Raw genomic sequence first — 14,670 nt, 5'->3', positions numbered from 1 at the left:
ATCCTTTATAGAGTGAGTCTATACCGCGCTCATGTTACTGAGCACTATAACCCTAGCAGTTAAGCACAAACACACAAAATAATAAGACTATTTACCTGTGGCAATAATGCGCAGGGAGCAGGCAGAATACTAAAAGAGCTTAGCTGTAGCAGTGCTGCTCAACGCTGACAATGGCTGACAAAATAGGCCTGTGTACAGGGGCTAGTCAATTGACATGATCATAGGCAAACACAATCATAAGCGCTAAGCTGACATGGCTATAAAACATAAAAGGTGGCAAAACAGATGACGGACTTCAGCCTCACTATTAATGGCAAAACACATCACTTAAAAGATTTACCGGCAGATATCCCTCTGCTGTGGGTGCTGCGTGATGAACTCAATTTAGTGGGCAGCAAATACGGTTGCGGCGGTGGTTATTGTGGCGCTTGTACCGTGCATATGGATGGTATAGCGATACGCTCCTGCTCTATGCCGGCAGCGGCTTTAGCGGGCAGGCAAATCACCACCATAGAGGGCCTAGCCGAAGGCGATCAATTACACCCTTTACAGCAAGCCTGGATAGACAACGATGTGCCGCAATGCGGCTACTGCCAAGCCGGGCAAATTATGAGCGCAGCGGCACTGTTAAAGCAGCAACCCCAGCCCAGCGATGACGATATTGATAAAGCGATGGCGGGCAACCTCTGCCGTTGCGGTACTTATACCCGTATTAAACAAGCCATACACCATGCCGCCGAGCACTTGGCTTACGACGCTAGCGGTAGCAAGGAGGCAAACTCATGAGTCATTCACTAACTGAGCCAGTAGGGGCTATTAGCCGCCGCCAATTAATAAAGTTGATGGGTGTAGCTGGTGGCGGTTTAACCTTGGGTTTTCACTTACAGGGCAAAGCCAACACTGCGGCCGCAAGCACAAGTCTCAATGCCTATGTGCAAGTGTTGGTCGATAACAGCGTAGTGATTGCCGCTAAAAATCCCGAAATTGGTCAGGGGGTAAAAACCTCACTGCCCATGATAGTGGCCGAGGAGCTGGACGTAAGCTGGCAGCAAGTACGTGTCATACAAGCCAGCATAGATGAGGCCGCCTATGGCCCGCAGTTTGCCGGTGGCTCACTCTCTATAGCCACCAACTGGGATGTGTTACGCCAAGCCGGTGCCACCGCCAGAGCCATGTTAGTGCAGGCCGCCGCTGAGCAATGGGGGGTGGCTGCCGACAGCTGCCATACCCAAGCTGGCCAGGTGATGCATGCCGCCAGTGGCAGTAGCCTAAGCTACGGTGCCTTGGCCCAGCGGGCAGCTAAGTTGCCATTGCCAGAGGCCAGTAGCTTAAAATTAAAATCCCCCGATCAATACAAGCTGATAGGCCAGCGTATAACCGGGGTGGATAATCTTGCCCTAGTCACAGGTCAGCCCTTGTTTGGCATAGATCAAACCCTATCCGGTATGAAGTATGCGGTGTATGTGAAATGCCCCGCCAGAGGCGGCCTAGTACTGCAGGCGAATACTGCTGAGTTAAAAAAATTAGCCGGCGTGGTCGATGCCTTTGTATTGGCGGGTAATGGCGATGTAGGGCAGCTAGCCTCCGGCGTGGCCATCGTGGCGGATTCCACCTGGGCGGCCTTCGCTGCTCGCACAAAGCTACAAGTCAGCTGGGACGAAAGCAAAGCAGCCAAAGATGATTGGCAACAGCTGCGCCAGCGCGCCCAAGGCCTAAGCCAGCAAGTGGGCGATACGCTATTAACACAACAGGGCGATGTGTCGGCCAGTTTAAAAAAGGCCGATAAAACCGTAGCAGGGTTTTACGCCTATCCCTTTTTAGCGCACGCGCCCTTAGAGCCGCAAAACTGCAGCGCGCTAGTCACAAATGGCCGTTGTGAGCTGTGGGCACCCACGCAAACACCGCAATATGCGCTAGCGGCAGTGGCCACGACCTTGGGTATAGATGCCAAGGCGGTAACTATTAATCAAACCCGTATAGGCGGTGGTTTTGGTCGCAGGTTAATGAATGATTACTGCTGCGAAGCGGCAGCCATCGCCCAGCACACCGGCCTGCCTATTAAGCTACAGTGGCGCCGTGAAGAAGATATGGCCTTCGACTTTTATCGCCCAGCAGGCTTTCACAGTTTGCGCGCAGGCTTAGATAAGCAAGGCAAAATTATCGCCTGGGACGATCACTTCATTAGCTTTACCGAAGACGGTAAAACCCCCACCCGTGGTGCCGGCTTAAACAGCAATGAATTCCCCGCGCCCTTGCTAAACCATGTGCGCTTAAGTCAAAGCTTATTCACCACCGGCATACCCTGCGGTTGGTGGCGCGCGCCCGGCTCTAACGGCATCGCCTTTGCGGTGCAGAGTTTTATCCATGAATTGGCCCATGCGGCAGGCCGCGATCATCTAGAGTTACTATTAGAGTTAATGAGCCAACCTACACGGCCTGCCGGTGAAGGCGCTGGCAGAGTGTTAGATACCCAGCGCGCGGCAGCGGTCATCAAACTCGCCGCCAGCAAAGCAGGCTGGGGCAAAACCATGGCCAAGGGCAGCGCGCAGGGTTTAGCTTTTCACTTTAGCCACGGCGGTTACTTTGCCGAAGTGGTGGAGCTGAGTGTGGATAGCGAACAAAAAATTCAGTTACATAAGGTTACTGTAGCGGGGGATATAGGCCCGATTATTAATCGCAGCGGTGCCGAAAACCAGGTGCAGGGTTCGGTTATCGATGGTTACTCCACCATGCTGGCGTTGGCGGTAGATATAAAAGCCGGGCGCATACAAGAAACTAATTATCACCAATACCCGTTGCTGCGTATGCCTAACAGCCCAACTATAGAGGTGCATTTTATCGAATCCAATAACCCACCCAGCGGTGTCGGTGAGCCAGCCCTACCGCCTTTGGCAGCGGCGGTGACCAATGCACTGTTTACTGCCAGTGGTGTGCGGGTACGTGAGTTGCCGCTAAGCCTGGCTGGTTTTTCGGTATAAGTGGTGAGTGAAAATTGCGATGAATCATAAGCATGAGTTTTCGTTATGAAGAATAGCCAGCTCGATGTTTTACAAGGTGCTTTACACTGCCTGCAGCAGGGTCTGGCAGTAACTCTGGTGTCGGTGGCGCGCACCTGGGGTACTTCACCGCGGCCAGTGGGTGCCTTGTTAGCGGTAAGCAGTGATGGTCGTTTTTATGGATCGATTTCTGGCGGCTGTGTAGAAGATGATTTAATCAGCCGCTTAGTTCAAGAGCCGATTAGCCAGCCGCAGTTAATAAAATACGGTGAAACCGATGAGCAGCGTCACCGTTTTGGTTTACCCTGCGGTGGCCTGTTAGAGTTGGTGTTAGAACCGCTTAATAACCTCGCACAACTACAAGATTTAATCGCATCCTTACACGCTAGGCAAACGCAAACCCTCACCCTTACGCTTAGCGATGGCAGTCAAGATTACGCAGTATTTAAAGTGGGTGATAAGCCGCAATTAAACGAGCATACATGGGTGAATGTGTTTGGCCCGGTGTGGCGCTTGTTAATTATTGGTGCCGGTGAAACCTCGCGCTACCTAGCTGAAATGGCCCCCGCCTTAGGTTATAGCGTAACCGTGAGTGAACCTAGGCCTGAGTACCGAGAAGCTTGGCCCTTGCCCGATATCCCTTTAGTTGCAGGCTTTCCCGATGATGCGGTGAAGGATTTTAAACCCGATGAGCGCACTGCCATAGTAACCCTAAGCCACGATCCACGGGTTGATGATATGGCTTTGCTGGCGGCGCTGAAATCGCAGGCTTTTTATGTAGGGGCGTTGGGCTCACAGGCCACTACCGTAAAACGGCGGCAGCGTTTACAGCAACATTTTGATTTTAGCGCTGCCGAGTTGGATAGATTACATGGCCCGGTGGGTTTAGCTATAGGCAGTAAAACCCCGGCGGAAATTGCGCTGGCGATACTGGCAGAGCTCACCGCCTTAAAAAATGGTGTGCTTAAACCGACGCTGAGTCGTGCGTAAAAAACTTATAGCTTCAACTTGGCATAGGCCTCGGGGCTATCGATATCGGCAAAAATTCCCTGGTGATCAACCGGTACTTTTATCATGTTGTTAGCATGACGGGTTAGCAATGCTTTAGCGCCGCTATCACCACTTAACTGTTTTATCTCAGCAAAATAATCACTGCCCCATAACACCGGGTTGCCACGTTTGCCTTGGTAATAAGGGGCAATAATTTGATCGGTATTGCTGAATGAGGCTAACAATTTTTTAATATCCGCGCCGCTAACTAGTGGCATATCCCCCAATAAAATAATCGCGCCATCAATAGGCTGAACATTACTCTCTAAAGCCTGTAGGCCACAACGCAAGGAGCTGGCCATGCCCAAAGCGAAGTCGGCGTTGTGTACACAACGCACTGCCAAACCTTGCGTAGCTAGGACAACCTCGTCAGCCTCATGGCCGGTAACGACAATAATATTTTGCAGCTGGGCAGTTAATGCCGCTTTCACCACTTGCACAATCACCGGCGCATTGTTGAAGGGCAGCAGCAATTTATTCTGCGCCCCCATGCGGGTTGATTTTCCAGCGGCCAGTACAATGGCAGCAATATTATTAGCCATATTTATCCGTTATGATTTTAAATCTATCGACTATCGACTATCGACTATCGACTATCGACTAGAAGCTAGGAACTAAAGATTAAGTGTAATTGCCGCAGCGGCAGCACGCGCCTTAGCCCTAGCATCCTCTATATCCTTACCTTTTGCCAAGGCTACACCCATACGGCGGCGGCCGCTTACTTCGGGTTTACCGAACAAACGTATTTGCGTGTCGGGCTGCTTGAGTGCTGCATCAACATTAGCAAAGCTTAGTTGTTGTGATTCACCCTCCACTAAAATCACCGCCGAGGCGGAAGGGCCTTGCTGGGCGATATTGGGTATGGGTAGCCCTAAAATAGCTCTGGCGTGTAGTGAAAACTGCGGTAGGTCCTGGGATATCATGGTGACCATGCCGGTGTCGTGTGGCCGCGGTGATACTTCACTGAAGTACACTTCGTCACCTTTAATAAATAATTCCACCCCAAAAATACCGCGGCCGCCTAGGGCTTCGGTAATGGTTAGGGCCATGGCCTGTGAACGCTGAAGTGCTAGTTTGCTCATGGCCTGCGGCTGCCAAGACTCGCGGTAATCGCCGTCGATTTGGATATGGCCTATGGGTTGGCAAAAGCTGGTGCCATCGCGGTGGCGCACGGTGAGTAAGGTAATTTCATAATCAAAAGCTACAAAGCCTTCAACAATAATCCGGCCTTCGCCGGTGCGGCCGCCTTGCTGCGAATACTGCCAGGCTTGCTCTATATCAGCTTCGCTTTTAATGGTGCTTTGGCCCTTGCCCGATGAACTCATCACAGGCTTAACCACACAGGGTATACCTACGCTTGCAACGCCGGCTAAAAACTCAGCTTTGGTATCGGCAAAAATATAGTGGGAGGTGGCCAAGCCTAATTCTTCGGCGGCCAAGCGGCGTATGCCTTCTCGGTCCATAGTGAGCTGGGCAGCGCGGGCGGTGGGGATGACGGTGTAACCCTCTTGCTCTAGCTGAACCAGTTCATCGGTGGCTATGGCCTCTATCTCGGGCACAATTAAATGCGGTTGTTCGGTTTCGACTATGCGGCGTAAGGCTGCGCCATCCAGCATGTTAATGGTATGACTACGGTCGGCGACTTGCATGGCGGGGGCGTTGGCGTAGCGGTCTACGGCTATTACCTCTACACCATAGCGCTGTAGCTCTATGGCCACTTCTTTACCCAGCTCGCCAGACCCCAGTAGCATGACTTTGGTTGCGGTAGCCGAAAAGGGAGTGCCTAGTGTTGTCATAATCCAGTCCTAATTGCATGGTAAAAGCACTATTTTACGCTGTTTCCAAAGCGGCTGGCGATTGTTTTTTGTAGAGGATAATAGCGGCTTGGCTGCTGCTTAGCGTTTAGCCTGATGCCAGTGTAATAATTTTCGCCCAGAGTTTATCCACAGCGGGCTAACCAGCAGTGATAGGGCTATGGCGCTAATAACCAGTTGGTAGGCAATGTTAGTGATTATATGGGCTTGATAACCCACGGCCGCTAAGACAAAACTAAACTCGCTAATTTGTGATAGCAGCAGCCCGGCAAACAAACTGTCGTGCCAGCTAAACTTGGCCATTCTCAGTATTAGGGCATTTATAAAGGTGTTGGTGATTAGGGCGCTAAGCACTAAAAAACATACTTGCGCCCAATGCTCTAGTAAAAAATTTAAGTCTAATAACATACCCACCGACACAAAAAACAAGGCAACGAATAAGACTTTAAAAGACTCTAGGTTGTGATGTGCCCATTGGGTTTCTTTAGTTACGCCTATCAACATACCGGCGATAAAGGCACCCAGTGCGGTAGATAAATCAAACCAAGCGGTAATCAGTGATAAGCCAAAGCACACGCTGAGGGCGGTAAATAGTTGCAGCTCTCTATCATTGTGCAGCCAGCTGGCAAAGGGCAGATGTATTTCTTTGCGGTAAACAATATAGCCAAACAGCGCGCCGGCGATAACAGTGCCTATGCCTTGCTTGGCCAAATGCTCGGGGTTAATACTGTCGGCGGTAAACAAGCCTAAAATAATTAGCATGGGAATAATGGCTAAGTCTTGCGCCAGAGTTATACCCAAGACCCCTTGACCCATTTTTGAATTGAGCAAGCCATTATCTTGTAGGAGTTTAATTACCACCACGGTGCTGCTTAAACTAACCACAAAGCCTATCAGTATGATGCGGGCCAAGCTCCACTCATACCACATGCCGATTAGCCACACGCAGCCTATGCTTAGCAGTATTTGCAACACCGTGCCAAACACCGCTAGTTTCCAATTGGCTACTAGCTTGCTGGCATCGGTTTCCATGCCTACAAAAAATAACAGTAGCACTACCCCTATAGCGCCTAAGCGAGTAATTAACTCGGGGTCGCTAACCAAGCCTAATCCCCAAGGGCCTATTAACATTCCCACTAATAAATAGGTAATTAATTGAGGTTGGCGTAGTAATTTAATAATAATGCCGGTTAGTAATATGCATAAAATAGCGGCAACTACTTGTGGCATTAAGGGGTCCATAAACATAGTGAGATTCCGCAGAAATTACTTAAGCCAGCGCCAGTGTTTAAATAGCAACCATTGTATTAGCGCAATAAAAATCATTATGATGCATACCACTGCAAAGGCCATGGGATGGTCGTAAGCGGGTATCCCGGCGACATTCATGCCTAATAAACTGGCAATAAAGGTTAGCGGTAAAAAAAATGTAGCCACTACTGACAGTAATAAAATGGTGCGGTTAGAGGTTTCATGATTGCGCTGTTGCTGGGCATCACGCAACAGGCTTATACGTTCGCGTATAGAGCTATGCAGCTCTATATCGCGCCTAAGGGTATTAATAGTTTCTCGCCAGCGCACGTGATACAGACTTTTATCATGTTGAGACGAGTTGATGTTGGCGACTTCATGATCCAGTTTTTGTAGTGCTTCTAGCTGCGCTAATAAAAAACGCCCTACATGGGAAATATTCAAACGTATGTTATGTAGAGTTTGGGAGTCCATGCGTTGATTTAGCTCCCATTCTTCTTCTATGTTGCTGATATTTTCGTCCAGGTCAACTATATACGCGCTGATATGATCGCTGATTAAATCCACCAAGCGCCAGATTAAATAAGAGGGCGTTTTGGCATATTTATCGGGCAGTTGTATTTTTTCTGATAATACCGCGACCGCAGGTACGGTGACGCGGGCCAAGGTGATTAAAACATTCTGGCTAAGCCAGACGCGCAAAGAAGGGAACTCAGCTTCGTTTTCATCTTTATAGTCGATAGAGCGTAAGGTGAGCAGCAGTTGGTCGCTGTCGTTAACGAATACCCTAGGTCTGGTTAGCTCGTCACAGAGCGCGTTAAGGCTGTGGCTATCAGTTTTTAATTGATCTTTTAGCCACTGTCTAGCGTCTTCTAAGTCACCATCAAAGTGGTACCAGTAAAAAACATCGGCCTGATCTTGCTGGGGTAGGTCATGATTATCCAGCACCGTGGATGTGTTATTTTCAAACTTCAATGCAAACATGCGTATCCCTAGGTTGGTAGCTATACTACTAGCTTTATACAGTATCGATTTATACAGTAAGAAGAGCAGCAGTGGAATAGTGCTTAAACAGTGCTTTAATAAAGTATAGATGGCCGTGGTGGTTTATGCTGTTAGCACACACGACTAGGGTTGAAGGAGGGGACTATGGCTGGGGGTTTTGCTAAAGATGGCGCTGTGCAAGAGCAGATAGACGCCAGTATTACTGATGAGATTAATCGCGCCCGCAGCCGTTTGCCGCAAGGTGAGAGCGCCCTATGCTGTGATGACTGTGACAAGGCTATACCTGAAGCGCGTCGCCTAGCCGTGCCGGGGGTGCGTTTGTGTATAGGCTGCCAAGAGCTGGCTGATAAAGCACAAACCGCCAGTGCCGGCTATAACCGCAGAGGCAGCAAGGATAGCCAGTTGCGTTAGTGTATGGATATAGGGCGTAATTTTGTGTGTGCGATTAATTCCTTGAAATTGCAGCTTACCGATGGCCGTTCATGATTAAAATAATTCTGGCTGGGCAACTATTACCTTAAGGCTATCACCCACCTTAATAGTGCCACTGCTTAAAATTTTGCAGCACAGGCCACCATAGCCCAGCATGGCGGCAACACCACCTTTACCCAAGGCTTGCTCCATACGTGAACAGGGGTGGCAGAGGGCGGTGGCTTCAAACAATACCTCGCCTATGGTGAATTGCTGGTGGCGCAGGGCGTTAATATTTATGCCTTCTATTACTAGGTTACGGCGCAGCATAGCGGGGTCTAAATGGCTTAACTGGCGGTGCTGTGCAATTTGTTGAATAAACTCTTTCGATATTAACGTCACTTGTCGACCAGACCCCGGGGTTTTACTGCTGCGGTGATCGCCCTCCAAACCTAACTCTTTTAATGCTAGGCAATTCGCTACACTCAGCATGGCTGCGCGGTGTTTGGGCCGCAAACCTATCCAGCGCAAAGTGCCAGGGGGAAGATGCTGGGCGTAGCGGGCAAATAGGCGTTGTTGGGCTTTCATGATGCGTTGTTTTCCTCAGTACCATGCTTTCAAATTAATGAATGATGAATCTTAATCCAATTGTTTTTTAAAACGTAAAGATGCAACGGTTAAACCTATAATGATAAAAATGGCAAGCCAATAAATGTCATAAGTCATATGCCATAGATTCACTTCTTTTAAAACTATCCCGCGTATTAAACGCATAAAGTGTGTGGCAGGTAATGCTTCGGCAATAAATTGTGCGATGCGAGGCATACCTTCATAGGGGAACATGAAACCTGATAAAAGTATCGAGGGTATAAGAATAAATACCGTCATCTGCATGGATTGCAATTGATTTTTTGCGATGGTTGAAATGATTAAACCTAAGGTTAGGCTGGCGGTAATGAATAAAAAAGTAGCTGCGGCCAGCTGCAATAAGCTGCCGTTAATCGGCACGTTAAAGATGCTATGGCCTAAACCTAAAATAATAGTTACCTGTACGGCGCCAATAAAAATATAGGGAATGATCTTCCCCAACATTAATTCTATGGGTTTAACGGGGGTGGTGATAAGCATTTCCATGTTACCCCGTTCGCGTTCGCGTACGATGGCTGCCGAGGTAAACATGATCATGGTCATCGTTAAGATAATGGCGACCAGCCCCGGTAATATATTGACCACGCTACGTTGTTCTGGGTTATACAATAAGGTTATTTCAAATGTGGGTACTGTGCGATTGGCCGGTTTATCGAGTAACTCCAGTAGTGGCATGCTTTTTAGCCCCTTGATGGCACCGGCTACGATGGTGTCTGAGCCATCAACCAGCCAATGGGCAACGGGGCGGCTAGTTTCTTCATCACTGGCCGCTGGGGTACCCAGCCCTACTGCCTGATGCCGTACCAGCCGTTGGCTGACATCTCGAGGGATAAAAAGAACAGCTCTAACTTTTGAACTGGCTAACGCTGCTTCAGCTTCGGGTAAATTGTTATAGCGTGCAGTGAAGGTAACCACTTGAGTGGCTTCTATGTTTTGTATCAATACGCGGCTTAAGCCAGTGTTACTGGCATCAACGACGGCTACCGGTATGTGACGTACATTGGTGTTAATGGCATAGCCAAATAATAACAACTGAATTAGCGGTATCATGATCATCATGCCGAAGGTCATTTTATCGCGTCGCAGTTGCGTGAGCTCTTTAAGGAAAATGGCTTTGATTCGTAACAGGCTATTCATGAATTATCACCTCGGGTACTGGTGACAAAAACATCTTCTAGGCTAGGCCTAGCCAAGCTTAGTTCTATGGCTGGATCAACGCAGGCTTGTTGCCTTAAAAATTGTATAGGGTCGTTAACACTGTCTTGCACTAAAACACGTAAGCGCGAACCTAACTGTGCCGCCGAAATAATCTCAGGTAACGCTAATAATTGCTGCTTTAGTTGACGTAGTTTTCCGCCGTAAACTTCTACAACATTAGCGCCCATGCTCTTCATTAACTCTTCAGGGCTGCCGTCAGCACGTTTAATACCGGTTTCTAAAATGGCTAATTTATGGCAGCGTTCGGCTTCGTCCATATAGTGGCTAGAGACCAGTATGCTGGTGCCCTGGTCGCTGAGGTCAAATAGTTGCTCCCAAAAGTCACGGCGGTTTTCCGGATCTACCGCTGAAGTGGGCTCATCTAAAAACAATAACTGGGGCTTGTGCAAGGTCGCTGCCGCCAAACTCAGCCGTTGCCGTTGGCCACCGCTCATGCTGCCGGCTAATTGTTTTTGCCGGCTTTGTAAGCGGAAAGTCGTTAACAGCTCGTCAATACGTTGTTTTTTTTGTGTTCTGCCAAGGCCATAAATATTAGCGATAAACTCCAGATTTTCCTTCACACTTAGATCGTCATAGAGGGAAAATTTTTGGGTCATATAGCCTATATGAAAGCGCAGTTTTTCAGCGTCTTTGGGTAGGCTGAAGCCCAGTACTTCAATAGAGCCAGCGGTGGGTTGTAGTAAGCCGGTGAGTAAGCGTATAGCCGTGGTTTTACCGCAGCCATTGGGGCCTAAGAAACCATAAATCTGCCCTTTTTCAACCTCAAGGTTTAAGTGTTGTATCGCTTTGATATCGCCAAAGTGGCGGCTTAAATCTACCGCCTTAATGGCTAGGTCACTCATGGTAGTTCCACTTGTGCGGGTATGCCATTGGGCAGCGAGGCATAACTATCAGGTAGCTGCACTTCGGCTAAGTACATCAGCCGTGCACGTTCGGATTGGCTGAGAGCATAGTAGGGGGTAAAGGCAGGCTCACTGGCTATCCAGCTGAGTTGGCCGGTGATGGGCTCAGCTATGCCGTCAACATGTACGATGAGGCTATCGCCAACGTTTAATTTAACTCTATGGGGCTCAGGTACATATACCCGGGCATGCGGCGCTTTACCCGCCAGTATGATGGCCAAGGGGCTGCCTATAGTTACCCGCTCGCCCAAATTCCACGGTAGGTTATCTAAGATGCCATCACGAGTGGCGACGACGCTTAAATCAGACAGGCGTTTTGTTTCTGCGCTTCGCTGGGCTATTGCGGCATTAAGCTCGGCTTCAGCGGCACGTAAATCCTCTTCTCGACTGCCATTGGTGAGTAGTAGTAAGGCTTCTTGCGCAGTTTGTAGATTGGCACTGTGGCTATTGCGTGTTGCTAGGGCTTTATCTAGCGCCGACTGGCTGACCAGTTGTTGGTTTTTTAAGCTTAGCAGCCTGCTGTAATTGCTTTCGCTTTCTGCCAGTGCTGATTTCGCGCCTTGCACCGTGGCTCTAGCCGAGGCTAGTTCTTCTTTTCTGGCGCCATGGCGTAGTTTTTCTAAATTGGCCTCAGCCTTGGCAACATTGGCTGCAGCTATGGCAAGCTGTGCTTTTTGCAATTGATCGTCTAGTTTGACGAGTAGCATGCCTTGTTTAACCACTGAGCCCTGCGGTATTGGTAGTGCAACGATAATTTCATTGGCTGTTGCGGTATGCGCTATTCGGTCTCGCTCTAGTGTGCCTAAGGCAATCTTGTTGGCTGCGTTATCACAGCCAGTGATAACTAAAAAAACGAGTACTGCAATTAGGCGCATTATTGATTCCTGAGTATTAGCTAATAGGCTTGATCGTGAAAATAATAGGCTCTATGTTAAGTAATCGCTACCCCTTATAAATAAAATCATCGTTATAGATGCAGGTGATAGTGCCTATAGAGCGGAATTTTTGTGATATGTATGGCTGTTTTTATGGAGATAGTATTTATAGCGATAGCATTTTACGTATTTGTTTTTCATCAAAACCTTTTAGCCGCTTGGCACCATAATAAATTAGTGGGTAGCCGGTGCCGGCTAACTCCCTATATTTATCTTTATTTTTTGTGCTTTGCTCTACATCACGTTCATCTAGTGTGACTTGATGTTGTTTGAAAATTTCACGAGTTTTGTTGCAGTAGGGGCACCATTGGGTGCCATACATAACCCAGCGAGGCTGGCCATTATCAAAGTGGCTGTTTAGCGGCCATTGTAAGCGTCTGGGTAAGGTCTCCAGGCCATAATTATCGGCGATGGCGGAAAGATATAACGCTTTGTTGTAGCCTAGTACTTTGTCTGTGGGGGTAACTAATAAAGGAAACTTATCCCCCATGCGTTCGCTTAGATGGCGTTGAATGAGCTCAGGGTTATCGGCAGTAACCAATACTTCCTCAACACTAATCTCAAGGCGGGCTAGCAGCGCGCGGGCATGCTCACAGTGTTGTTGGCAGTTGTTCATGGTGTATAGAACAACATCGCTGTCAGAATCAAACCCTTGCTGACTCTGATAATAACCATAGCCTTTATAGATAACCGCTGCGACTAACAATAATTTAAGTAAAGATCTCATGGCGTGTTTAACGGTTCCTTGTTGCTTGTGATGATAGCCTAGACGCTATTTTGCAGGCCTTTGTTGTAATATATCTATTTATAGTTGCTGAGCTAGTGTGACAAATTATAGCTATAGTAGGTAGTGAATAGTGAGTAGTGATCATTAAAAGTGGCTGATGGCTGTGCATACCCTAAGGAGCGTATCTATGTCTGATGTATTTTTACCACGGCAAAAACTGGCCGCTGATAGTTGTAAAATAAGGGTGGAAGAGACCTTTTTGCAGGCGGGAATTACCGCCAACGCCAGCGAACGCTATGCACCGCAAATACACAATCAACATTTTTACCAGCGGCTGATACGCGACGGTGATAGGGGGTTGGGTGAAAGTTATATGCAAGGCTGGTGGGATTGTGAGGCACTGGATGAGTTCATCGCCAAGCTAATTAGCCATAGGCGGCGTAATGGCAAAGGTAGTTTCCGCTTAAAAGATATATCTCCTTATTTATGGGCATGGTTGCAGCCCTTGGGTCGTGCATCACAGGCCTATCAAATAGCCGAGCACCATTATAATTTAGGCAATGAGCTATACGCGGCCATGTTAGATACGCGCATGACTTATACCTGTGGCTGGTGGGATAAAGGGGCGCAAACCTTAGAGCAAGCACAGATCGATAAGCTAGCGCTGATCTGCCAAAAACTACAGTTGCAGCCGGGTATGACGGTGTTAGATTGCGGTTGTGGTTGGGGTAGTTTTGCCGCCTATGCGGCAGAGCATTATGGCGTTACGGTAACCGGGGTGAATGTTTCGGTGGAACAAGTCCAGTATGCACGGCAGCGCTACGCGGATTTGCCGGTAAATTTCATACTTGAAGATTATCGCCAGCACCAAGGCCTATACGACAGAGTGGTGAGCGTAGGTATGGTAGAACATGTAGGTCCAAAATATTACCCGCTATTTATCCAAAAAATGCGCAGCTGCTTAAAGCCAGAGGGTTTGTTTTTATTGCATAGCATAGGCAATAATCATTCGCAGTTTAGGCAGGATTGGATAGTCAAATATATCTTCCCCCAAGGCTACGTGCCTTCACTGACACAGTTGTCTGCGGCGATAGAGAATAATTTTGTGATTGAGGATGTACAGAACTTAAGTGTTAATTACGATAAAACACTGATGGCCTGGTTTCACAACTTTGACGCGGCCTGGCCGCAACTAAATAAACAGTATGGTGAGAGTTTTTACCGCATGTGGCGGTTTTATTTGCTTAGCTGTGCCGGTATGTTTCGCGCCAGGGAGTTGCAGCTGTATCAGTTGCTGCTATCCCCCTATGGCTTGGCGGATGGCTATAAACGCTAAAAAGGTTTGGGGGCAAAGCCGGTCACTTGGCTTAAACCTAACTCGCGGCCAGCCGCGGTTAAAGGATGCACGACCACTAGGCCTCTTACCGTTTTTTTCAGCTTGCCCATATCGGCTTGTTCTTGCTTGCTGAGCTCACGGTTAAAGGGCAGGGATTTTATAGCTTCGGTTTTTTCGCTGACCTCTTTACCCTGCTGGTTTTTTAGTACAGCTACGGCTTTTCTGAGCTTTTCTTGCTCGGCCTGTGCCTGCATGATGATCTCTTTATCGCCGCGTTTTTTGGCGGCCGTTAATTTACGGCAGCATTTATCTAAGCGGTTATTGAGCTGTTGCAATTCTTTGTTGGTGTTCATAAATGTACCTGGGGATAGCAGCGT

The 14,670-nt window shown here is 48.4% G+C and carries 15 protein-coding genes; 5 read left to right on the top strand and 10 right to left on the bottom strand.

Going from position 1 to position 14,670, the window contains the following annotated elements; genetic code table 11:
- Positions 1 to 285: 285 nt before the first annotated feature.
- Genes B067_RS0113385 through B067_RS20485 form a run of 3 tightly spaced genes read left to right on the top strand, consistent with a single transcriptional unit; the run spans position 286 to position 3,986 of the window.
- Positions 286 to 786: a (2Fe-2S)-binding protein gene (locus B067_RS0113385; RefSeq protein ID WP_019530592.1), complete on the top strand. Its 501-nt coding sequence runs from the start codon at positions 286 to 288 to the stop codon at positions 784 to 786.
- On the top strand, positions 783 to 2,978 hold the full coding sequence (locus tag B067_RS0113380) for a xanthine dehydrogenase family protein molybdopterin-binding subunit (protein WP_019530591.1): 2,196 nt from the start codon (positions 783 to 785) through the stop codon (positions 2,976 to 2,978). The genes B067_RS0113385 and B067_RS0113380 overlap by 4 nt, the downstream gene beginning before the upstream one ends.
- Positions 2,979 to 3,023: 45 nt before the next feature.
- Entirely contained in the window at positions 3,024 to 3,986 is a 963-nt protein-coding gene (locus B067_RS20485; RefSeq protein WP_019530590.1) for an XdhC family protein, read from the top strand.
- A 5-nt stretch (positions 3,987 to 3,991) separates the two neighbouring features.
- Here the strand turns inward: B067_RS20485 and B067_RS0113370 are convergent, their stop codons facing one another.
- The 4 genes from B067_RS0113370 to B067_RS0113355 all read right to left on the bottom strand — a co-directional run bounded on the left by B067_RS0113370 (position 3,992) and on the right by B067_RS0113355 (position 8,095).
- On the bottom strand, positions 3,992 to 4,588 hold the full coding sequence (locus B067_RS0113370; RefSeq protein WP_019530589.1) for a nucleotidyltransferase family protein: 597 nt from the start codon (positions 4,586 to 4,588) through the stop codon (positions 3,992 to 3,994).
- Between the two features lie 72 nt (positions 4,589 to 4,660).
- Complete coding sequence (gene purT / locus B067_RS0113365; RefSeq protein ID WP_019530588.1) at positions 4,661 to 5,842, bottom strand: formate-dependent phosphoribosylglycinamide formyltransferase; 1,182 nt, start codon at positions 5,840 to 5,842, stop codon at positions 4,661 to 4,663.
- Between the two features lie 99 nt (positions 5,843 to 5,941).
- Positions 5,942 to 7,090, bottom strand: coding sequence for a cation:proton antiporter (locus B067_RS20480; RefSeq protein WP_169335577.1), 1,149 nt, complete (start codon positions 7,088 to 7,090; stop codon positions 5,942 to 5,944).
- A gap of 36 nt (positions 7,091 to 7,126) precedes the next feature.
- Entirely contained in the window at positions 7,127 to 8,095 is a 969-nt protein-coding gene (locus B067_RS0113355; protein WP_019530586.1) for a CorA family divalent cation transporter, read from the bottom strand.
- A gap of 165 nt (positions 8,096 to 8,260) precedes the next feature.
- On the opposite strand from B067_RS0113355, the gene B067_RS0113350 reads away from it, so the two are divergent.
- Positions 8,261 to 8,527, top strand: a complete 267-nt coding sequence (locus B067_RS0113350; protein WP_019530585.1) for a DksA/TraR family C4-type zinc finger protein — start codon at positions 8,261 to 8,263, stop codon at positions 8,525 to 8,527.
- A 75-nt stretch (positions 8,528 to 8,602) separates the two neighbouring features.
- Here B067_RS0113350 and B067_RS0113345 read toward each other — a convergent pair whose 3' ends face one another.
- From B067_RS0113345 to B067_RS21350, 5 genes are all read right to left on the bottom strand, one after another.
- Positions 8,603 to 9,115 carry an MOSC domain-containing protein gene (locus tag B067_RS0113345; RefSeq protein ID WP_019530584.1) on the bottom strand — a complete coding sequence of 171 codons (513 nt, stop codon included), beginning with the start codon at positions 9,113 to 9,115 and terminating at the stop codon, positions 8,603 to 8,605.
- A gap of 51 nt (positions 9,116 to 9,166) precedes the next feature.
- Positions 9,167 to 10,312, bottom strand: a complete 1,146-nt coding sequence (locus B067_RS0113340; RefSeq protein ID WP_019530583.1) for an ABC transporter permease — start codon at positions 10,310 to 10,312, stop codon at positions 9,167 to 9,169.
- A complete protein-coding gene (locus tag B067_RS0113335; protein WP_019530582.1) occupies positions 10,309 to 11,235 on the bottom strand; it encodes an ABC transporter ATP-binding protein in 927 nt (308 codons plus the stop codon). Before B067_RS0113335 ends, B067_RS0113340 begins: the two co-directional genes overlap by 4 nt.
- Positions 11,232 to 12,170 carry an HlyD family secretion protein gene (locus tag B067_RS0113330; RefSeq protein WP_019530581.1) on the bottom strand — a complete coding sequence of 313 codons (939 nt, stop codon included), beginning with the start codon at positions 12,168 to 12,170 and terminating at the stop codon, positions 11,232 to 11,234. Before B067_RS0113330 ends, B067_RS0113335 begins: the two co-directional genes overlap by 4 nt.
- Before the next feature lie 166 nt (positions 12,171 to 12,336).
- Positions 12,337 to 12,957, bottom strand: a complete 621-nt coding sequence (locus B067_RS21350; protein WP_019530580.1) for a glutaredoxin domain-containing protein — start codon at positions 12,955 to 12,957, stop codon at positions 12,337 to 12,339.
- Positions 12,958 to 13,144: 187 nt separating this feature from the next.
- On the opposite strand from B067_RS21350, the gene cfa reads away from it, so the two are divergent.
- On the top strand, positions 13,145 to 14,293 hold the full coding sequence (cfa, locus tag B067_RS0113320; RefSeq protein ID WP_019530579.1) for a cyclopropane fatty acyl phospholipid synthase: 1,149 nt from the start codon (positions 13,145 to 13,147) through the stop codon (positions 14,291 to 14,293).
- On the opposite strand, the gene B067_RS0113315 is transcribed toward cfa, so the two are convergent.
- On the bottom strand, positions 14,290 to 14,646 hold the full coding sequence (locus B067_RS0113315) for a YibL family ribosome-associated protein (protein ID WP_019530578.1): 357 nt from the start codon (positions 14,644 to 14,646) through the stop codon (positions 14,290 to 14,292). The two genes, cfa and B067_RS0113315, sit on opposite strands and share 4 nt — an antisense overlap.
- Positions 14,647 to 14,670: the final 24 nt, after the last annotated feature.

Origin of the sequence: Dasania marina DSM 21967, from assembly GCF_000373485.1 — a bacterium.
Classification (GTDB): domain Bacteria; phylum Pseudomonadota; class Gammaproteobacteria; order Pseudomonadales; family Dasaniaceae; genus Dasania; species Dasania marina.
The sequence above is the reverse complement of the archived record's forward strand: the minus strand, read 5'-3'. Positions and strand labels throughout refer to the sequence as shown.